Origin of the sequence: Flavobacterium silvaticum (assembly GCF_012911565.1) — a bacterium.
Lineage (GTDB): Bacteria > Bacteroidota > Bacteroidia > Flavobacteriales > Flavobacteriaceae > Flavobacterium > Flavobacterium silvaticum.
Map to the genome: position 1 here is coordinate 136100 of NZ_JAAMPU010000102.1, position 20317 is coordinate 156416.

Consider the following 20317-nt stretch of genomic DNA (forward strand, 5'->3'; position numbering starts at 1 on the left):
TTTGACAAGGCTTCTCGCGTCGCCTCGTCAAACCGGCAAATCGTCGGCAGTTACGTCCAAAGGCTTTTGCTTACATCGGGGCCGTGGCGTCTCCACATGAAACTTTTTCCCTAATTTTGCACCAAAATCCAAACTACCGAATTATGAAAGTTGCCGTTGTTGGCGCCACCGGAATGGTGGGCGAAGTCATGCTCCAAGTGTTATCCGAAAGGAATTTCCCAATTACAGAACTCATTCCGGTAGCCTCCGCGAGATCTGTGGGTAAGGAAATCGAATTCAAGGGGAATAAGTACAAGGTCGTCGGGTTGCAGACTGCGGTGGAGATGAAACCTGAGATTGCCATTTTTTCTGCCGGAGGTTCTACTTCGCTTGAATGGGCTCCGATATTTGCATCTATCGGAACAACAGTCATCGACAATTCGTCTGCCTGGAGAATGGATCCGGACAAAAAGCTTGTGGTTCCGGAAATCAATGCATCGGAACTTTCAAAAGACGATAAAATCATCGCCAACCCGAATTGTTCCACCATCCAAATGGTTCTGGCCCTGGCGCCCTTGCATAAAAAATATACCATCAAACGTGTCGTGGTTTCTACGTATCAATCGGTCACAGGAACCGGTGTGAAGGCCGTAAAACAGCTTGAGGACGAATACGCCGGAATAGAAGGTGAAAAGGCTTATAAATATCAGATCCACAAAAACATCATTCCTCAAATCGATGTCTTCGAAGCCAACGGATACACTAAAGAGGAAATGAAGATGACACGTGAAACTAAGAAAATCCTTAGTGACGATACCATCCATGTTACGGCAACTGCGGTACGTTTACCCGTTATGGGCGGCCACAGCGAGTCTGTAAACGTGGAATTCGGAAATGATTATGAAGTGGCAGACGTTCGTAAGATACTATCGGAAACACCTGGAATCATCGTCCAGGACAACATCGATGCGTTCGAATACCCAATGCCGCTTTTCGCCCACAATAAAGATGAGGTTTTTGTAGGCCGCATCCGCCGTGACGAAAGCCAGCCGAATACGCTCAATATGTGGATCGTGGCCGATAACCTTCGCAAGGGAGCAGCTACGAACGCTGTCCAGATTGCGGAATACCTGGTTGCCCACAAGCTGGTCTAAGACCTTAATAATATGTTAACAGGCGAGCTATTCCAAATGGTTCGCCTTTATTTTTGTGGCGTGATGAAAAAATACACCATTCTGTTGCATCTTGCCGCACTCACGGCTATGCTGTTCCTTACGGTGTATCAGCCAGTGCACGGTATTGGTCACTACATCGAAGCGGTCGGGCAACCGGAATGTCATCATGAAAACACACTCAGTAAACATCAAATTACACATAAGCACCAGTCGGAAGATCATTGTCCGGTCTGCCATTTCAGCGCATCAAGTTTCCTGAGTCCGGGCATTTACCAGATTCCTTTAAAATGTTTTGTGCCAGACAGCGGTTATTCGTTTATCCGTTCCAGGGGAATCGTATCTTATTTCTGTGGCAGCCGGTTTTCACTTCGTGGCCCGCCGGCACTTATTGTTTGACTTATGTGGCCGATTGGATTTCGGTCATTCCGTATTTGTTTAAACAATAAACCTTTCAATGAAACATATTTTATTCGCCCTGTTGATGGGCTTTACGGCTATTGGTTTTGGCCAGAATACGCTTTCGGGTACTATTACCGACAGCAACAAACAACCGCTTATTGGTGTCTCGATTTATTTTCCGGATCTGCACAAAGGCAATGTGTCCGATGAAACCGGTGCTTTCCGGATTGCCGATTTACCAGACGGTAATGTAAAAGTCACGTTTTCGTATGTCGGATACAAAGACCAGACATTGACGGTAAACGTAAAGAATCAGCCAAAGATCGAGGTCATACTGATTGAAAATACGCACATGATCGATGAGGTCATCGTATCGACGGCGTTCAATAAATTACAATCACAAAACGTCATGAAGGTGGAGCACGCGAGCGTCAAACAGCTGCAGCGTCAGGGAATAACGTCGTTGATTGACGGAATCACCAATGTTCCCGGAGTATCGCAGGTTTCAACGGGAACTTCGATCGGCAAGCCCGTCATCCGAGGACTGAGTTCGAACAGGGTGCTTGTCTATTCGCAGGGTGTACGTCTCGAAAACCAGCAATTCGGGGACGAACATGGTTTGGGGCTTAGTGATTCAGGTGTGGAAAGCGTTGAGGTCATCAAAGGTCCTGCATCATTGTTATATGGTTCCGATGCGCTTGGGGGCGTGCTGTATTTCAATCCGGAGAAGTTTGCCGACGCGAACAAAATATCGGCCGATGTAAGCCAGAAATTTTTTTCGAATACTTTGGGTTCGTCGACTTCCGCAGGCGTGAAAGGATCAACCGATAACTGGAAATTCCTCGGGCGCGGCAGTTTCAACACGCATTCCGATTACCAGATAGGCGATGGGGACAGGGTAACCAATACACGGTATAACGAAACCGATTTGAAAGCGGGTATCGGATACAGTAATTCCCAGGTTTCAAGCGTGTTCCGATACAACTTCAACAGATTGGACCTCGGGCTTCCGGAAGATGGCATCGGCGAACAGTCAACCAGTAAGAATACGTTGTTTCCGCGTCAGGGAATCGACAGCCATATTGCGAGCCTTCACAATAATTTCTTCTTTGGGAAATCGACGCTGGACGCGGATTTCGGCTACATCCTCAACGACAGGAGCGAGTTTGAAGACAGTAATGATCCGTCGCTCCACATGAAATTGCAGACGTTCAATTACGACCTCAAGTATCATTTTCCGGCCTGGGGCAAAACCGAACTCATCGCGGGAACGCAAGGTATGCACCAGACCAATACGAATTCGGGTGAAGAAATGCTCATTCCGGATGCACAGGTCAATGATTTCGGGGTGTTTGCTACGGCCAATCACGATTTCGGGTCTCAGGTCATACAGGCCGGCATCCGTTATGATAACCGACATATTACGGGCGAAGCAGCAGGAATTCCGGGAGATGAAGGTTCGTTCGAGGCTTTGGACAAATCGTTCAACAGCTTCAATGCATCGCTCGGATACAAGCTCAATATCATCGCTCCGCTGACTCTGCGTCTTAATCTGGCTTCGGGTTTCCGCGCGCCGAACCTGGCGGAACTGACTTCGAACGGCGTCCATGAAGGAACGAACCGGTACGAAATCGGGAACCAAAACTTAAAGAACGAACAGAACGTACAAGCCGATCTTAATATCGAATTCAAGAACGAACATTTCGAATTCTTCGTCAACGGATTCTACAACCACGTTAACAATTACATCTACACGCTGCCGACAGGCGAAATTCGCGAGGAAAACGATGTATATGCCTATACGCAGGACAATGCGAAATTATTCGGTGGGGAAGCCGGAATACACTTCCATCCGCATCCGGTTGACTGGCTTCACTTCGAGTCGTCTTTTGAAACCGTGACCGGAAAACGCGATGATGGCGCTTATCTGCCGCTTATTCCCGCAAACAACTGGAACAACACATTGCGTGCGGAATTCACTATCAAAAAATGGCTGGCCGATGGTTTTGCGCGGGTGAATCTCAACAGTACTTTTTCACAGGACAATGTCTCCGGATTTGAAACGCGTTCGCCGGGTTATGCGCTGCTCAATGCAGGTTTCGGCGGAAAAGTCAAATGGGGCAAGTCGGCTTTCGATGTGACGGTCAATGCCAACAACATCCTCGGCAAGCAATATATCGCGCATTTGTCACGACTCAAGAATGACGGTATCCCGAATATCGGACGCAACATTGTCGTAGGCGTGAATTTCGCTATCTGAAGTACGCTTTAACTAAAAAGGTGCAGCCGTTTTCGAATCGCGCTGCACCTTTTTTATTTTCGGAAAATAACCGAATCAGTTGTTTTCGACGAGTTCGATGTCCATCGTCTTGATCAAACCTTCTTCAAAGGTGTAGATGTGTTTGACGAGTCCGTCGAATACCAAATTATCATCGAGGTCTTTTACGTTTTGATGGACTTTTACCTCAAGGCTCCCGTTTTCCCTTTCATCGAAGCCGACCGGCTCGACTTTGGGGTTTATCTCTTTCCATTGCCGTGTCCAGTATTCCCTTATTTCGTTGTGGCCGCTTATGTAGCCGCCTTCCCAGGCTTTTGACCATTGCACGTCTTTTTGCATAGTGGCCAGCGCATCGTCTATTTCACGTTGATTGAAAGCGGTATATGCTTTTTCTATGACTTCTTTGAATTGATCTGACATGATTCTTTTTTTATGGATTAAAACCGATTGTCCCCGTCGAGCAAATTGCCCAATCCGCCGAGCAGGCTGCCTTCTTCACGGCTGTTTCCGCCAGATCTCGGTGCCGATGCAATGATACGGTCTGCCAATCTGCTGAACGGAAGCGACTGGATATAAACCGTTCCAGGACCTTGTAATGTCGCGAAGAACAGACCCTCACCACCAAAAAGTGAATTCCGGATTCCGCCAATGAATTCAATGTCATAATGAACGTTTTGGGTAAAACCGACAATACAACCGGTGTCGACCTTAAGGATTTCACCCGATGCGAGTTCCCGTTTGGCCAAGGTTCCGCCGGCATGCACGAACGACATTCCATCGCCTTCGAGTTTCTGCATGATGAAACCTTCACCTCCGAATAAGCCGCGCCCGAGTTTTCTTGAAAATTCGATTCCCACGCTTACGCCTTTTGCGGCACACAGGAACGCATCTTTCTGGCAGATGAATTTTCCGCCGAACTCTGACAAATCGATTGGAAGGATTTTTCCGGGATATGGCGATGCGAAACTGGCCCTTCTTTTTTGCATGCTCGCGTTGGTGTAAGCCGTCATAAATAGGCTTTCTCCGGTAAGGACACGTTTCCCGGCAGACAATAATTTTCCAAAGATGCCTTGTTGTTGCTGGTCGCTTCCGTCCCCGAAAATCGTCTGCATGGTAATGCCGTTGTCCATCATCATGAAACTTCCGGCTTCAGCTATGACAACTTCCTGTGGGTCGAGTTCAATCTCGACATATTGCATTTCTTCACCGAAAATGGTGTAATCAATTTCGTGTGCCCTCATTTTTCTGGTTGATTTTGATTCCCGAATGTACTCAAATACTACGGAATGTTCAAAGCAGGCAGCGTTAAAACAAGATTGCGCTTTTCAACTGTCGTTGTTCATCGATTTTGACAACAAGCTGACTATTTGTAAAAAAATTAATTATATTTTTACCATATCCGTAACCTCTAAACATTCAAATTATGAATTCCAAATTTACGATGATTGTAAGAATATTGCTTGGCCTTATCCTTGTGGTATTCGGAAGCAATAAACTAGTCCATTTTTTACCCATGCAAATGCCAACTGGAAGTGCCGCCGATTTTATGAACTCTCTAGGTGCCACTGGCTATATTTTCCCCGTGGTAGGTGTTCTTGAAGTTTTTATCGGATTGATGCTGCTGCTCAAAAAGTGGGTTCCGTTCGTTATTATCCTGCTCGCACCGATTTCAATCAACATCTTGCTGTTCCATCTTTTTCTCGACATTCCGGGTGTCGTTGCTGCTTTGCTCGTAGTCGCATTCAACGGAATCCTGATTTATAAGCACTGGAGATTGTATCGTCCGTTGTTTCACTAAAACAGGTAGGATGCGGAGATGGATCCGTAGAAATATCCTTCATTCACCCAATTATCTGCTTCTTTTCCGCGATAGACAAAAGCGTAAGAGAGGCAGATTTTTTTTGCCCTGTATTTTATTCCGGCTTCCCCAATGAATCGTACAGGAACCACATCCCAAGTCAGCGGGCTGTCGTCATTGAACGGACTGCCCTGGATTGTGGCATCGTAAAACTGATAGTTGACACCGGGAGAGATGTAGAAGAAGAGCTCTTTTTTTATCGGATTGCCTGATTCGTTGCTGACAGCGGCTCCGTTCATAACCGACTCATATCTCGGAACGAGTTTCCAAAGACTCATCCGCGAAACCAAACCGGCCGAAATACTTGAAAAAGCCGTTCCGCCCATCGCATCGGCCTGTATTCCCAAATCGATATGGTTTGAAGATGCTACTTGCTGAATATATTGGAATCGCGCTTCAATGACCGGCGTGGATTTTATCTGGTATTTCCATCCGTAGACCGGTTTATAATTGAATACTTTGTGGATGTTTTCCTGGACTTTTTCGGCTCCGGATTCAGGTCCGATGATGCCAAGAGTCGTCCCGAGTTTCAACACCGAACCGCTTTTGTAAAACCAGCCGCGCGTGTATTGTGCCGATAACAATCCGGCGAATGGCCTGTCGTGATAATTCGGGTCGGCGGCATCAACGGTTTGCGGATTGTAGATATATTGTCCGATTCGGAATTCGTTGGTTGATTTTACTGTCTTTTCCGATGTCTGATCAGAAACATAACGATAGTAAAACTCGATGCCGTTGGTGTAATATTTATCGTTTACGGTCGATGTGAACAGATCGTTTTCCAATACTATCCCGCCTTCGTTTTTTTGCGCCTGGATCAGTAAAGGCAGCAGTAAGGTCAACAGAAAACATTTCACGGCAAATCAATAATCAAGCTTAACGTAACGCATATGGTTCATGATGCGGTTTTTCCTCCGATTGATGTACGACGTTGAATTACTCGCGGCAAACTTTCGCGGATTCGGCAAGATGGCGGCTATTCCTGCGGCTTCGCGTTGTGTCAGTTTATCTGCATCTTTGCTGTACCAGAATCGCGATGCGGCCTGTGCGCCATACACACCATTGCCCATTTCGATACTGTTGAGATAGACTTCCATAATTCGTTCCTTGCTCCAGAAAACTTCTATCAGCACAGTGAAATAGGCTTCGAGGCCTTTGCGGATATAACTTCGGCCCTGCCATAGGAAAACGTTTTTTGCCGTTTGCTGGGAAATGGTACTTCCGCCTCTTAGTTTCTTGCCTTTTTCATTGTTTTTGAATGCTTTTCCCATCGCATCGAAATCAAAGCCGTGATGCGTCAGGAACGTGGCATCCTCACTCGCGATGACGGCTTTTTGTAAATGTGGAGAAATGTTATTGATGGATTCCCAGTCATGGGAAAAGTAGACTTCTTTTTTATCGGAAGTATTCTCGAAGAACCGGAAAGCCATCAAAGGCGTAAACGGAACCGGAACAAACCGGAACAGGATCACGAAAAAAATCGAAATCGCAAAGAACCATAACGTGGCTTTTTTGACAAAGCCGAATATTTTTTGTATCATATCAATCCAAACAAAGCCGCGCCAATTCCTGGCCTACGAGTGATCCGATGGCAACGCCCATTCCGCCGAGACGTACGCCACAGCAGACATTAACGGACAGTTTTTCAATTATGGGTTGCTTGTCGCTTCCCATTCCCATGATGCCGCTCCACTTATGTTCTATCGAAAACGGCTTATTGGGTAAAATTACTTCTTTTAACAAGTGTTCCAAATGGTTTTGGATATTTTGATTGAGGTCGAATGCATCGGTTGATTCGGTTTCAAAATCGGTATTTCGTCCGCCGCCAAAAAGAATGCGGTCGCCTATATTCCGGAAATAATAATAGCCACGGTCAAAGTGGAACGTGCCTTTTATGTCCAGATTTTTTATGGGCGACGTGACTAAGACCTGTGCCCGTGCAGGTTTTACGGCTCCTTTTGTCAATTGTCCGGCAAATCCGTTAGTGGCAAACAACAGCTTCTTTGCCTTGAAACTGAAATCACCTAAAGCCACGCTTACCGAATCGCCGTGGTCGTGAAAACCCGTTACGGATTGTCCGTTCATGATCCGGATTCCGGCAGAAACGGCTTTGTCCAATAAAGCCCGCATCATTTTTCCGGTGTCTATTTGTGCCTCGAACGGATTGAAAAGCACGTATTCTTGTATGCCACCAAATCCAAAACGATCGAGTTCTTTTGAAAAGACGTCGGATTTAAAGAAAGGGCGAAGGATTTCATTGACGAATGGAAGTTTCGATAATGCTTCGGAATATAACAATTCATCTTTCTCGAGAAAAAGTTCGTATCCGCCATACGGTTTAAAATCGATAGCTTCATCGCCGAGGTTTTTGCGTAACAACTGAAGTCCGTCCCATCTTCTTTGGATGAGTGAAATTAAGGTCTCTTCTTGATACGATGACAAATCGTCCATGATTTCAGAAAGACTCCCGAAACAGGCGAAACCGGCATTTTTAGTGCTCGCTCCTTCTGGCAAGCTGCCTTTTTCTATGATGAGGATGTTGCTGGCCGGAAATTGGCTTTTGAGTTCCAATGCAGTGTTGAGGCCGACAATTCCGCTTCCGGCGACCACATAATCCACATGGGTAAACCACGATTGTATTTCCCAAAAACTCAGTTTCATGGATTTTTTTATAAAAATACGGTATTATCCAAATCCGAATCTAAAGTTCCTACTTGTGTTTTCAACGAGTTTTAAGCAGTCTGCATCGGTCAAAATGCGTACTTTTAGCCGTCTAATTTTTTCGGTCATGACCAAACAAATCAAAACTGTAATCGCAAGCCTGTTGCTTATGAGTGTTGCATCCGCACAAAATAAAATGACTCCCGAAACCCTTTGGAGCCTGGGCCGAGTGTCCGCAATCGGAATTTCAAAAGACGCAAAAAATCTGGTGTATCGGGTTTCCACGCCGAATGTTGCCGAAAACAAATCGGCTTCAAAATATTATTCTGTGCCGATTGCCGGCGGAAATGCAACAGAAGTTTCAGATTACAAATCGTTGGTTGCCGATAAGAACGTGTCATCTGACGGGAAATATCTATTGTATTCAGATGAAGTCAAAATAGACAAAGTGAACGGAAAAGATTTCTATCCGGAGCTTACAAAGTCTGATGTCCAGGTTTACAATAGTCTTGATTACCGTCATTGGGATACGTGGAATACAGGTTCGTTCAACCATGTCATGTTCCGTGAAAACAAATCGGGAACCACGGGAACCGATATCATGAAAGGCGAGGCATTCGATTCTCCCCAAAAACCATTCGGTGGCGATGAAGATTACATTTGGTCGCCAGATGCGAAAAGTATCATTTATGTTTCGAAGAAGAAATCCGGGACGGAATATGCCATCAGCACCAATACGGATATTTATCAGTACGATATCGCTTCCGGAAAAACCATAAACAGATCCGAAGGTAATTTAGGTTACGACACACATCCTGATTTTTCACCTCAGGGTTACCTGACGTGGCTTCAGATGAAACGCGATGGTTATGAATCGGATAAAAACGACATTATAGTCGATTTCAACGGTTTAAAGATGAACCTGACGTTAAATTGGGACGGAACTGTTGACGATTACAAATGGAGCCCGGACGGAAAGAAAATCTATTTCACGGCTGCCGTCGATGGGACAAAGCAGTTATTTGAAGTCAATTTTCCCGGAAAGACAAAGATTGCCGTCCAAGTGAACCAGGTCACAAACGGTGATTTCGACGTGAATGACATTATTGGTTTTTCAGGCGATTTGATTTTGCTGAGCCGCGGCGATATGAACCACGCTTCTGAATTGTTTTCTTACGACCTTGGAAAGGCCAAATGGAATCAGCTGACAACCGTTAATAAGGCAACTTATGATACAATGGCATTAAGTAAAACCGAGCGTCGTTATGTGACTACTACCGATGGAAAAAAGATGCTGGTCTGGGTAATCCTGCCTCCTGCCTTTGACCCTAACAAGAAATATCCAACCCTTTTGTATTGTCAGGGCGGACCACAATCGGCATTGACACAATTCTATTCTTTCCGATGGAATTTCCAGCTCATGGCTGCCAACGGATACATTGTAGTAGCACCGAACAGACGAGGCATGCCGGGTCATGGGGTCGAATGGAACGAAGCTATTTCCAAAGATTGGGGCGGACAGGTGATGCGTGATTATTTATCGGCTATCGATGATGTCGCGAAGGAAAAATATGTAGATAAGGCACGTTTGGGCTGTGTCGGAGCAAGCTTTGGCGGGTATTCTGTTTTTTATCTGGCGGGAATCCATCAAAAAAGATTCAAAAGCTTTATTTCTCACGATGGGGTTTTCAACCTTGAGAGCATGTATGGAACCACCGAAGAAGTTTTCTTTAACAACTGGGATCACGGCGGGCCGTATTGGGATAAATCAAATACCGATGCCCAAAAGGCTTATTCTGAATTCAACCCGATCAATAATGTGGCAAAATGGGATACGCCAATCATGATTGTCCAGGGTGGCAAGGATTACCGTGTTCCAATTGGACAGGCACAAGAGGCGTTCCAGGCGGCGCAACTCAGGGGAATCAAAAGCCGATTGCTTTATTTCCCGGAAGAAAACCATTGGGTAACACAACCACAAAACGGAATGGTCTGGCAACGTGAGTTCTTCAAGTGGCTTAAGGAGACGTTGTAAAAACTTACAATTATCATTTTATTTGCGAATATTTACATTTTTAATATTCGCATTATGAGACTTTTTCATTTTTCATTTATATTTGGTATACCCAAATTGATGAATGATGAAACTGATATTCAAAATTTTACTGTTATTTCCGGTAGTTGTTTCGTCTCAGGTAGGAGTCAATACTACCTCTCCAACTACAATGCTTGATGTTAATGGCGATATGCGAATCAGGACTGTGCCTTTGACCACGAGTGAAACTATTGCGAAGGATTCCGTTCTGGCTATAGACAAGAAAGGTTATGTGTATCGCATCTCATCCAAGACCATAGTCCAGAATTACCTCAAAACCTTTGTAAAAGGAGGGTTTACGGCCACTGCAGACCAATCGCTGACGCTGACATCGGGAACCGTCCAGATTCCATTTAATTATGAGGAATTCGATGAGAATAATGAATATGTCCCGTCAAATGCGACTTTTACGGCCAAGAATGCTGGCATTTATGCTATCGGTGTGCAGATAAAGGCGAATAATTCAGTGACTGTCGCGTCTAACTTCGGAGTCGCCATCCTGAAAAATAATGTGGTTATTGCCAGGAACGGTTTTGCAAATGTAGGAATCACTATTTTGACTGTTACCGTAAATGTAACGCCGCCCATCCGGAGCGTACAGACTTTAGTGAAACTGAATACCGGAGACACAATCAAATTCAACGTTTACAGCGATCTCGTAAATGCGGGGCTGCTAAGCGCCAAAGAAGATTCATTTTTTACCATACAACAAGTTCATTAAACAAAAAAGCCCGTAATCAAACGGGCTTTTTTTATTCTACAGGTTCTTTCATTTTAAAAGATTCCATGAATTTTGTGGTATAATTTCCTTCCACATAATCGGGTTCATCCATAAGCTGGCGGTGGAAAGGGATAGTGGTTTTGACACCTTCGATCACAAATTCATCAAGTGCGCGTTTCATCTTATTGATGGCTTCCTGACGCGTTTGTGCCGTAGTGATCAGTTTAGCGATCATCGAATCATAATTCGGTGGAATGGTATAACCGGCGTATACGTGTGTGTCAAGCCGAACTCCATGTCCGCCAGGGGCATGCAACGTAGTGATTTTTCCAGGAGACGGACGAAAATCATTATACGGATCTTCGGCATTGATACGACATTCGATAGCATGCAATTGCGGCATATAATTCTTTCCGGAAATAGGCACACCAGCAGCGACAAGTATCTGTTCACGAATCAAGTCATAATCGATGACCTGTTCCGTAATCGGATGCTCCACCTGGATACGTGTGTTCATTTCCATGAAGTAGAAATTTCGGTCTTTATCAACCAAAAATTCCACGGTTCCGGCACCTTCGTATTTGATGAATTCGGCAGCACGTACGGCGGCAGCGCCCATTTTTTCACGAAGTTCGTCTGTCATGAAAGGAGAAGGTGTTTCTTCGGTAAGTTTCTGGTGACGACGTTGTACCGAACAATCCCTTTCAGATAAATGGCATGCTTTTCCATAGGCATCACCAACAACCTGGATTTCGATGTGACGTGGCTCTTCGATGAGTTTTTCCATATACATGCCGTCGTTCCCGAATGAAGCAGCAGCTTCCTGACGCGCACTTTCCCAGGCTTTTTCAAGCTCTTCTTCTTTCCAGATGGCGCGCATTCCTTTTCCACCGCCACCGGCAGTAGCTTTCATCATCACCGGATAGCCTGATTCTTTGGCTACTTTTCTGGCGTGTTCCAAAGATTCCAATAAACCATCGGAACCAGGAACGCAAGGTACGCCAGCCGCTTTCATGGTAGCTTTTGCGGTAGCCTTGTCGCCCATTTTCTCGATCATTTCAGGTGAGGCGCCAATGAATTTGATGCCGTGTTCCTGACAGATTTTTGAGAATTTCGCGTTTTCAGAAAGGAATCCGTAACCCGGATGTATCGCATCGGCATTGGTGATTTCTGCCGCAGCAATAATGTTTGACATTTTAAGGTAAGACAAATTGCTTGGTGGCGGCCCAATGCAAACGGCTTCATCGGCGAATTTCACGTGAAGGCTTTCGGCATCGGCTGTCGAATAAACCGCAACTGTCTTTATTCCCATTTCGCGGCAGGTACGAATGACGCGCAGTGCGATTTCGCCCCTGTTGGCGATCAGTATCTTTTTAAACATAAGAGTCTGTTTTAAATGAAAAATGCTGGGTTCGGGATTCCAAACGAGAAGCCTCATTCAAACATCCAAACCCAACATTATAATAACTTATGACGGATCTACAAGGAACAACGGTTGGTCGAATTCCACCGGAGACATATCGTCTACAAGGATTTTTACGATTTTCCCTGCGTATTCAGATTCGATTTCATTGAACAGTTTCATCGCCTCGATTACACACAATACATCGCCTTTAGCAATCGTACTTCCCACTTCAACATACATTGGTTTGTCTGGAGACGGTTTGCGATAGAAAGTTCCGATAATCGGAGATTTGATTGTGATGAATTTTGAATCTTCAGATGCAGGTGCAGCAGCTGATGCGACAGGAGCCGATTGGGTCGGCGCGGCAACCGGAGCGGCGGCCTGTGGCAATTGGGCAACCGGTGCCTGCTGGATGTAAGTCACCTCTGGCGCACTTGGTTCTGTGGTAGTTTTAATGGTGATTTTGAAATCGTCCATTTCCAGTTTGACTTCCGTCGCTCCGGACTTGGCGACAAAACGGATGAGGTTTTGAATTTCTCTGATATCCATGTTATAGTGTTTTTGTCTGTTTTTTAATTTGAATCGTACGCCCATTTCAGGTAAATGGCTCCCCATGTGAATCCGCCGCCGAAAGCCGCGAAGATAAGGTTATCTCCTTTTTTGAAATTCTTTTCGAAATCGCTCAAAAGCAATGGTAAGGTTCCCGAAGTCGTATTTCCGTAACGTTCGATGTTTACCGGAACTTTGGCTTCGTCAAGATCCATTCTGGAAGCGGTTGCATCAATGATGCGTTTATTCGCTTGGTGCGCAATGAGCCAATTGACATCGTCTTTTGTCAGGTTGTTGCGCTCCATGATTTTTTCAGATACGTCGGCCATTCCCGTCACGGCATATTTGAAGACGGTTTTTCCATCCTGGTAAACGTAATGCTGGCCGTTTTCTACGGTTTCCTTCGATGCCGGAAGCAATGATCCGCCTGCGTCGATCTTCAGGTATTCACGCCCGATACCGTCGCTTCTGAGAAATTCGTCGACCAATCCGAGGCCTTCTTCATTCGGCTCGAAAAGCGCTGCGCCGGCTCCGTCACCAAAAATGATGCAGGTGGCGCGATCTGTATAATCAATGATCGAAGACATTTTATCGGCACCAATCACCAATACTTTTTTATAACGACCGCTCTGGATGTAGGCAGCGGCGGTTGACATTCCGTAAAGAAAACTCGAACATGCGGCCTGAAGGTCGTAGGCAAAAGCGTTGACGGCTCCAATTTGGGTTGCTACATATACTGCGGTTGCGGCTACGGGCATATCTGGTGTGGCCGTAGCCAAAAGCACCATGTCGATTTCTTCCGGGTTGATATTGCCGCGCTGCAAAAGGTCTTTCGCGGCCATGATAGCAAGGTAGGAAGTTCCTTTGCTGTTGTCTTTAAGAATCCGGCGTTCCTTGATTCCGGTTCGGCTTGTGATCCACTCGTCATTGGTTTCGACCATGGTTTCGAGGACTTTATTGGAAAGTACGAAATCCGGTACATATCCGCCGACAGCTGTAATAGCGGCTGTGATCTTACTCATAGGTTGTGCTAAATTTTCCCGGGAAAATTATTTCCCTAAAAAGGTTGGAAGGTACAAAAAAATTCAAAACGCTTTAGTTTCCGCAACCGATTTAGCTGCCGAAAATAGCTGTAACAAAAAAAACTCCCACAAGGTGAGAGTTCTGTTTTCCTGATTGACTAATACTTATGCAACAGCAATTTGCTTGTCGATAACAACCTGGCCTCTGTAGTACATTTTACCTTCATGCCAGTAAGCACGGTGGTACAAATGCGCCTCACCGGTTACCGGACAGGTAGCGATTTGAGCAGGAGTAGCTTTGTAATGAGTCCTTCTTTTATCTCTTCTGGTCTTGGAAACCTTTCTCTTAGGATGTGCCATTTTACTCTATTTTTTATCTTTTAACAGTGACTTTAATTTGTCCCAACGCGGGTCGGTATCTTCTTTTATTTCTTGCTTTTTTTCGGTCTTTGCCGCTTTTTTCATTTGGTTGAGTACGTCGAGCGCTTCGTGCTTCAGCGTTCCGTCCTTTATTCCCGGATGTATCCGCTTTAAAGGAATCGAAAGTGCGATCATCTCATAAATGTATTGTGCCACATTTACCTGGTGTTCGCCATGAGGCAGGATCAGCAACTCTTCGTTGTCGTCGTTGAACTCGTCCCCGAACTGCACGATAAGATCCATTTTTCCTTTGACGGGCAAATCAAAATATTCACCGGTCAGATCACACGGAACATAAACGGTTCCCGAATGCTTAAATGTCAATTCAAGCATAGTGCTTTTCTTATCGAGCTGGACTTTGACTTTTATGTCGCAACGTTCAAACTCATCGTAACCAAATTCGTCAAAGAACTTTTTGTCAATCTGATATTCAAATTGGTGTTTTCCCAGTTTCAATCCCGCAAACGGAATCAAAAATTCATTCAGCTGTTTCATCTGATCCAAGATAATCTATTTCGGTCTCAGTTGGAACTCGCAAGCTTCTCAATTATTGTGAAAAGACGCTTGTTTCATCACAACGCAATTCGCCCCTGACGTTTCGGGTGTGCAAAGATAGAAATAAAAAGTAATTATAAAAGCCTCAATGGCCTTTTTTTGATTCAAGGCTCTTTTCCTTGATTTTCAAAGGGTTTTTTGAGAGTTCATCATATTCCTGGCGCGCGTGGAAAATGTCGATTGCTTCATAAACGGCAGCAGTAAACGATGAATGATCGGCGATTCCTTTACCCGCAATGTCAAAAGCGGTTCCGTGGTCTGGCGAAGTCCTGATTTTTTCAAGACCTGCCGTATAATTGACGCCTTTTCCGAATGATAAGGTTTTGAACGGAATCAATCCCTGGTCGTGATACGTCGCGATTACTGCATCGAATTGTTCGTATTGCCCGCTTCCGAAGAATCCATCTGCCGGATAAGGCCCAAAAACCAAAGTCCCGGAATTGAATAATTTCGCAATGACAGGCTTAAGGATCACATCTTCCTCTTTTCCAATTACACCTCCGTCGCCAGCGTGTGGGTTCAATCCCAACACGGCAATTTTAGGTTTGTTGATTCGGAAATCACGCATCAGCGTTTTCTTTATGGTTTCGATTTTGGAAGTGACAAGGGCTTCAGTCAAGTGGGAAGCGACATCGTTCACCGGAACATGATCTGTCAGTAATCCGACGCGAAGATCATCGTTCACCATCAGCATCAAAGCATTGCCATCAAGCTCTTTGTCGAGATAATCGGTATGTCCGGGAAACTTGAAATCGTCGGACTGGATATTGTACTTATTAATAGGAGCAGTCACCAAAACATCGATGCTTCCTTCCTTTAATGCAGAAACAGCGGTTGTAAAAGATTTCACAGCAAGTGCGCCAATAGCATTGTCATTCTCTCCGTATTTGATATCGACATGTTCGCGCCAGATGTTCAGGACGTTTATTTTGCCTTTGACCAGTTGGCTTAGGTTGTCGATTCCGTGAAGTGCCGATTCAGATTCGAACGATTTTTTAACGAAAGACAGTACTTTGGTATTGGCGAAAATGACCGGTGTGCAAAATTCGAGCATGCGTGAATCTTCGAACGTTTTCAGGACAACTTCAGGTCCGATTCCGTTTAAGTCACCAATTGAAATACCTACGATTATATTTTCAGATTTACGGACCATGCCTCGCGTTATTTATTGCTAATTTTGAAACGCAAATGTAGCACAAAAAACATGTTTACAGGAATTATAGAAACTCAGGGGCGTGTGGCCTCTGTCGAAAGAGAAGGCGAGAACCTTAATATTACCGTTAGCGCAGATTTTGCGCACGAACTCAAAATTGACCAAAGCGTCTCGCACAATGGAATTTGCCTTACGGTAGTTGCCATTACAGATGATGCGTTCACGGTTACGGCAATTCACGAAACCATTACAAAAACCAATATCGGGAGTTGGAAGGAAGGCGACTATATTAACCTGGAACGTGGTCTTAAGTTAGGCGACAGACTTGACGGCCACATCGTTCAGGGCCATGTGGATCAGATTGGTTGGTGTGTTTCGCTTGAAGAGCAGAATGGTAGCTGGTTTTTCACTTTCGGATATGAAGCAGATTCAGGCAACATAACGATTGAAAAAGGCTCTATCACCGTAAATGGAGTAAGCCTGACCGTGGTCGATTCACATGCGGATCAATTCAGCGTTGCCATTATTCCATATACGTACGAACACACGAATTTCCAGCACCTGATTTCCGGTTCATTCGTCAATCTCGAATTTGATGTCGTCGGGAAATATGTCGCCAGGCTCCACGCGCTGAGGCAATAAACAAAAAAGCCGGGATTAATTCCTGGCTTTTTTTATACTGTTCTGATATGTTTTGTAGAGTCCGAAAAGAACGGCTGTGAGAAACAGCACCCAAATTCCTCCGTCCAGCGGAAGTCCCGGCGGCGGCGGCGGTGTCGGCGGCGGCGGCGGATCGAATACGGCCGGAGAATTCTTAGCCATGCCTATGCTTACGCAAAGAAGGGCAACCACAGCAATACCAATAGCTAAGAATGTTTTTGGGACAAATTTCATAGGCCGTAAAAGTATATAAAAAATTTAGTTGGCAAAATTTTTCGGCAAATAAATTACTTTTTTAAAGAATATCCAAGGAGATTCTATAAATGACGAAAATTACCGTCCATCAGCCAATTAGCAAAATGTTTCTGGTAATTCCGCTGCGAATTTACAACTTCAATTGGATAATCGCACTCTTTCTTTTTTATCTAAACGTAAAATGTTTCGGTTTGGTTTCGTTTGTTTTGGCTTCTTTTTTAAATTTTAACTTCCTCTCGCGATAAATTTAACTATATCGGTTCAAACAATTGCTGTGGTTTCCCGTACATTTTACGAACTAATTCCCGCTCCCATGTCTGACCGTATCCGTGAAAAACTGAGCATCCTTGCCGATGCCGCCAAATATGATGTTTCCTGCTCTTCCAGCGGTGGCAATCGCAAAAATACCGACAAAGGCCTCGGTGATTCTTCAAATGGAATCTGCCATACCTACACAGAAGATGGCCGGTGTGTTTCCCTGCTGAAAATCCTTCTCACCAATCATTGCATTTACGATTGCGCGTTTTGCGTTTCCAGGCGAAGTAACGATGTGCAACGTGCCGCATTCACCGTTGAAGAAGCCGTAGACCTGACCATGGGTTTCTACAGGCGCAACTATATTGAAGGATTATTCCTCAGTTCCGGGATTTTCAAGGATGCCGATTTTACAATGGAACGATTGGTCCGCATTGTCAAAAAACTGCGATTGGAACACAAATTCAACGGATACATCCATTTAAAAACCATTCCTGGCGCAAGTCCTGAATTATTGACCGAAGCCGGTTTGTACGCCGACCGTATGAGCATCAACCTCGAAATGCCCACCGAAGCCGGATTGAAATTATTAGCTCCCGAAAAATCCCATGAAGAGGTCAAAAAGCCACTCGGGTTTATCCAGAACAGCATTGTTCAATATAAGGATGAAAGCAAAATCATCAAACGCGCCCCGAAGTTCGTTCCGGCAGGCCAAAGTACACAAATGGTGATTGGCGCCACGCCCGAATCGGATATGGAAATCATGTACAGCGCCAACCAATATTATAAGGACTTCGATTTGAAGCGCGTCTATTATTCCGGTTATATACCTATTAGTTATGATACCCGAATGCCCGTTATTGGCAGCCAACCGCCGTTACTCCGTGAAAACAGGTTATACCAGACCGATTGGCTTATGCGTTTTTACGGTTTCGATGTAAAAGAAATCCTCAATTTATCGAATCCGAACCTCGATGTCGATATCGACCCTAAATTATCCTGGGCATTGAGAAACATAGAACATTTTCCGGTCGATGTGAATACGGCAGATTATAAAATGCTTTTAAGAATTCCGGGTGTTGGTGTCGGATCTGCCAAGAAAATCTGGCAGGCGAGAAAGTTCGGAAGACTTCGCTCAGACCAACTCAGGAAGATGGGAATCGCATGGAATCGGGCCAAGCATTTTATCAGATGTGCCGATAGCGTTATGATGCTCAACGACCCGAATCCGTTCCAGATCAAAAACGATATCCTTTCCCAAGGCGACAGTAAATACACCAAAGTCGCCCAGAATCAATTGGCACTTTTTTAATGAATGCATTTGTTTTTGACGGCACATTCGAAGGTTTGCTGACTTCGATATTTGAGACTTATGAATTCAAGGTGAAAGATGTGCGATTGTTCGATAATTTGCGGTATCAGCCGGGTTTGATAGATGAAACTCATGAAGTTATTTCAGATAAAGCCAAATCTGACCGTGTCTGGAAAGCATTTGTGAAAAAAATCGGAAAACAGAAAGCCCAGAATGCCTACACCGTTTTTCTATCGGAAGACGCAGAAGCGTTCCAGCATATTTTCGATTTCATCAGATATGTTTTTGATAGTGGAGAAGGTGCCGAATCCAACTTTGGAAATCCATCTGTGATCGCCATCCATAAATGGGAGAGAAGCGTGAGCCGTGAACGCCATCGGATGAAAGCTTTCATTCGTTTTGAACAGATGGCGGACGGTATTTATTATGCGCCCATCGAACCAGATTTCAATGTGCTTCCGCTTATTGCCGGCTTTTTCAAGAACCGATATGCCGATCAGCAATGGATCATTTACGACACCAAACGCAAATACGGGTTGTTTTACGATTTGGAAAATGTGACTGAAATTGCGTTTGATTTTGCCGAGAACATCGAATCAGGCACGACTCCGTATCTGTCAAAAAACCTGCTTGACGACAAACAGGAATTATACGGACTGTTGTGGAACGATTACTTTCGCAATACGAATATTCCGGCCCGGAAAAACATGAAACTGCACTTGCGTCATGTTCCCAAACGCTATTGGAAATACCTGACCGAGAAGAAGCACAATTAGGGTTAAAACAGGCGGATTTTTTTAGTTGAAAAGTTCAGGTATCAAAAAGATGTTTGGAATTTCTTCATGATGGAACAGAAAAACAAAAAAGCCCCGCACATGCGGGGCTTTTCGTGAAAATATAATTGGCAATCGTCCTTCGCCCAAAGTCATGCGACATTCGGCTTTTGGACAGTTGACTTATTTTTTCTTTCCTTTTGCAGGAGCTTTTGCAGCTTTTGCAGCTTCCTGTGCCGCTTTCATTGCCGCACGTGAAATACGTACCTGAGCTACAACCGTGTTGTCCGGGTGCATCAGTTTGTATTTGTCTGCTACCAGTTTGGTAACATACAATTTGTTACCCATTTCAAGGCCGGAGATATCAGCGTTGACGAAATCCGGAAGATCGGCAGGAAGTGCTTTCACTTTCAGTTTACGTGTGTTCAGACGCAATACACCACCACCAAGTACACCTGGAGATGTTCCGGTAACTTTTACAGGAACTTCCATAGTGATCTCTTTCTTGTCGTTCAACTGGAAAAAGTCAATGTGAAGGATTCTGTCCGTGATTGGGTGAACCTGGATATCCTGAAGGATAGCGTTGATTGTTTTTCCACCAAGGTCAATCACAACTGTGTGTGCGTTTGGCGTGTAAACCAGGTTTTTGAATGACTTTTCTTCTGCAGAGAAGTGCACTGGTTTGTCGCCGCCGTATACTACGCACGGAACCATTCCAGCATCACGTAGCGACTTGGTTGCAGCCTTGCCTACGTTTTCTCTTTCAGATCCTTTAATCGTAATCGATTTCAT

22 protein-coding genes are annotated in these 20317 nt (G+C 44.9%); 10 read left to right on the forward strand and 12 right to left on the reverse strand.

Going from position 1 to position 20317, the window contains the following annotated elements; genetic code table 11:
* The first annotated feature begins 143 nt into the window (after positions 1-143).
* The 3 genes from G6047_RS06765 to G6047_RS06775 all read left to right on the forward strand — a co-directional run bounded on the left by G6047_RS06765 (position 144) and on the right by G6047_RS06775 (position 3813).
* On the forward strand, positions 144-1133 hold the full coding sequence (locus G6047_RS06765) for an aspartate-semialdehyde dehydrogenase (protein WP_169526729.1): 990 nt from the start codon (positions 144-146) through the stop codon (positions 1131-1133).
* 63 nt (positions 1134-1196) lie between these two features.
* Positions 1197-1550 carry a hypothetical protein gene (locus tag G6047_RS06770; RefSeq protein WP_169526730.1) on the forward strand — a complete coding sequence of 118 codons (354 nt, stop codon included), beginning with the start codon at positions 1197-1199 and terminating at the stop codon, positions 1548-1550.
* Between the two features lie 58 nt (positions 1551-1608).
* On the forward strand, positions 1609-3813 hold the full coding sequence (locus G6047_RS06775; protein WP_169526731.1) for a TonB-dependent receptor: 2205 nt from the start codon (positions 1609-1611) through the stop codon (positions 3811-3813).
* A 75-nt stretch (positions 3814-3888) separates the two neighbouring features.
* Here the strand turns inward: G6047_RS06775 and G6047_RS06780 are convergent, their stop codons facing one another.
* A complete protein-coding gene (locus G6047_RS06780; RefSeq protein ID WP_169526732.1) occupies positions 3889-4251 on the reverse strand; it encodes a nuclear transport factor 2 family protein in 363 nt (120 codons plus the stop codon).
* A 17-nt stretch (positions 4252-4268) separates the two neighbouring features.
* Positions 4269-5072: a TIGR00266 family protein gene (locus G6047_RS06785; protein ID WP_169526733.1), complete on the reverse strand. Its 804-nt coding sequence runs from the start codon at positions 5070-5072 to the stop codon at positions 4269-4271.
* 182 nt (positions 5073-5254) lie between these two features.
* Here G6047_RS06785 and G6047_RS06790 point away from each other — a divergent pair, with 182 nt between their 5' ends.
* Complete coding sequence (locus G6047_RS06790) at positions 5255-5629, forward strand: DoxX family membrane protein (protein WP_169526734.1); 375 nt, start codon at positions 5255-5257, stop codon at positions 5627-5629.
* On the opposite strand, the gene G6047_RS06795 is transcribed toward G6047_RS06790, so the two are convergent.
* From G6047_RS06795 to G6047_RS06805, 3 genes are read right to left on the reverse strand one after another with little or no spacing between them, the layout of a single operon-like run.
* Complete coding sequence (locus G6047_RS06795) at positions 5626-6531, reverse strand: lipid A deacylase LpxR family protein (RefSeq protein ID WP_169526735.1); 906 nt, start codon at positions 6529-6531, stop codon at positions 5626-5628. The two genes, G6047_RS06790 and G6047_RS06795, sit on opposite strands and share 4 nt — an antisense overlap.
* A 21-nt stretch (positions 6532-6552) precedes the next feature.
* Entirely contained in the window at positions 6553-7230 is a 678-nt protein-coding gene (gene mtgA, locus G6047_RS06800; RefSeq protein WP_169526736.1) for a monofunctional biosynthetic peptidoglycan transglycosylase, read from the reverse strand.
* A gap of 1 nt (position 7231) precedes the next feature.
* Entirely contained in the window at positions 7232-8350 is a 1119-nt protein-coding gene (locus G6047_RS06805; protein WP_169526737.1) for an NAD(P)/FAD-dependent oxidoreductase, read from the reverse strand.
* A gap of 127 nt (positions 8351-8477) precedes the next feature.
* On the opposite strand from G6047_RS06805, the gene G6047_RS06810 reads away from it, so the two are divergent.
* Together G6047_RS06810 and G6047_RS06815 are read left to right on the forward strand one after the other, a co-directional pair.
* Complete coding sequence (locus G6047_RS06810; RefSeq protein ID WP_235946507.1) at positions 8478-10385, forward strand: S9 family peptidase; 1908 nt, start codon at positions 8478-8480, stop codon at positions 10383-10385.
* A gap of 103 nt (positions 10386-10488) precedes the next feature.
* The gene (locus tag G6047_RS06815) at positions 10489-11166 is read left to right on the forward strand and encodes a hypothetical protein (protein ID WP_169526738.1); all 678 of its coding nucleotides are present in this window, start codon (positions 10489-10491) and stop codon (positions 11164-11166) included.
* A 31-nt stretch (positions 11167-11197) separates the two neighbouring features.
* Here G6047_RS06815 and accC read toward each other — a convergent pair whose 3' ends face one another.
* The 6 genes from accC to pdxA form a co-directional block, all read right to left on the reverse strand.
* On the reverse strand, positions 11198-12547 hold the full coding sequence (accC, locus tag G6047_RS06820; protein ID WP_169526739.1) for an acetyl-CoA carboxylase biotin carboxylase subunit: 1350 nt from the start codon (positions 12545-12547) through the stop codon (positions 11198-11200).
* Between the two features lie 87 nt (positions 12548-12634).
* Positions 12635-13120 carry an acetyl-CoA carboxylase biotin carboxyl carrier protein gene (accB, locus tag G6047_RS06825; protein WP_169526740.1) on the reverse strand — a complete coding sequence of 162 codons (486 nt, stop codon included), beginning with the start codon at positions 13118-13120 and terminating at the stop codon, positions 12635-12637.
* Positions 13121-13143: 23 nt separating this feature from the next.
* The gene (locus G6047_RS06830; protein ID WP_169526741.1) at positions 13144-14142 is read right to left on the reverse strand and encodes a beta-ketoacyl-ACP synthase III; all 999 of its coding nucleotides are present in this window, start codon (positions 14140-14142) and stop codon (positions 13144-13146) included.
* A gap of 165 nt (positions 14143-14307) precedes the next feature.
* Positions 14308-14502 carry a 50S ribosomal protein L32 gene (rpmF, locus tag G6047_RS06835; protein WP_169526742.1) on the reverse strand — a complete coding sequence of 65 codons (195 nt, stop codon included), beginning with the start codon at positions 14500-14502 and terminating at the stop codon, positions 14308-14310.
* A gap of 6 nt (positions 14503-14508) precedes the next feature.
* Positions 14509-15057, reverse strand: coding sequence for a YceD family protein (locus tag G6047_RS06840; protein WP_169526743.1), 549 nt, complete (start codon positions 15055-15057; stop codon positions 14509-14511).
* Between the two features lie 145 nt (positions 15058-15202).
* Positions 15203-16270, reverse strand: coding sequence for a 4-hydroxythreonine-4-phosphate dehydrogenase PdxA (gene pdxA, locus G6047_RS06845; protein ID WP_169526744.1), 1068 nt, complete (start codon positions 16268-16270; stop codon positions 15203-15205).
* 51 nt (positions 16271-16321) lie between these two features.
* Between pdxA and G6047_RS06850 the strand changes: the two genes are divergently transcribed.
* The 4 genes from G6047_RS06850 to G6047_RS06865 all read left to right on the forward strand — a co-directional run bounded on the left by G6047_RS06850 (position 16322) and on the right by G6047_RS06865 (position 19528).
* Entirely contained in the window at positions 16322-16912 is a 591-nt protein-coding gene (locus tag G6047_RS06850; protein WP_169526745.1) for a riboflavin synthase, read from the forward strand.
* 76 nt (positions 16913-16988) lie between these two features.
* A complete protein-coding gene (locus tag G6047_RS06855; protein WP_169526746.1) occupies positions 16989-17183 on the forward strand; it encodes a hypothetical protein in 195 nt (64 codons plus the stop codon).
* Positions 17184-17498: 315 nt separating this feature from the next.
* Complete coding sequence (locus G6047_RS06860; RefSeq protein ID WP_169526747.1) at positions 17499-18752, forward strand: putative DNA modification/repair radical SAM protein; 1254 nt, start codon at positions 17499-17501, stop codon at positions 18750-18752.
* On the forward strand, positions 18752-19528 hold the full coding sequence (locus G6047_RS06865) for a TIGR03915 family putative DNA repair protein (protein WP_169526748.1): 777 nt from the start codon (positions 18752-18754) through the stop codon (positions 19526-19528). Before G6047_RS06860 ends, G6047_RS06865 begins: the two co-directional genes overlap by 1 nt.
* Before the next feature lie 180 nt (positions 19529-19708).
* Here G6047_RS06865 and G6047_RS06870 read toward each other — a convergent pair whose 3' ends face one another.
* A complete protein-coding gene (locus G6047_RS06870; RefSeq protein WP_169526749.1) occupies positions 19709-20317 on the reverse strand; it encodes a 50S ribosomal protein L25/general stress protein Ctc in 609 nt (202 codons plus the stop codon).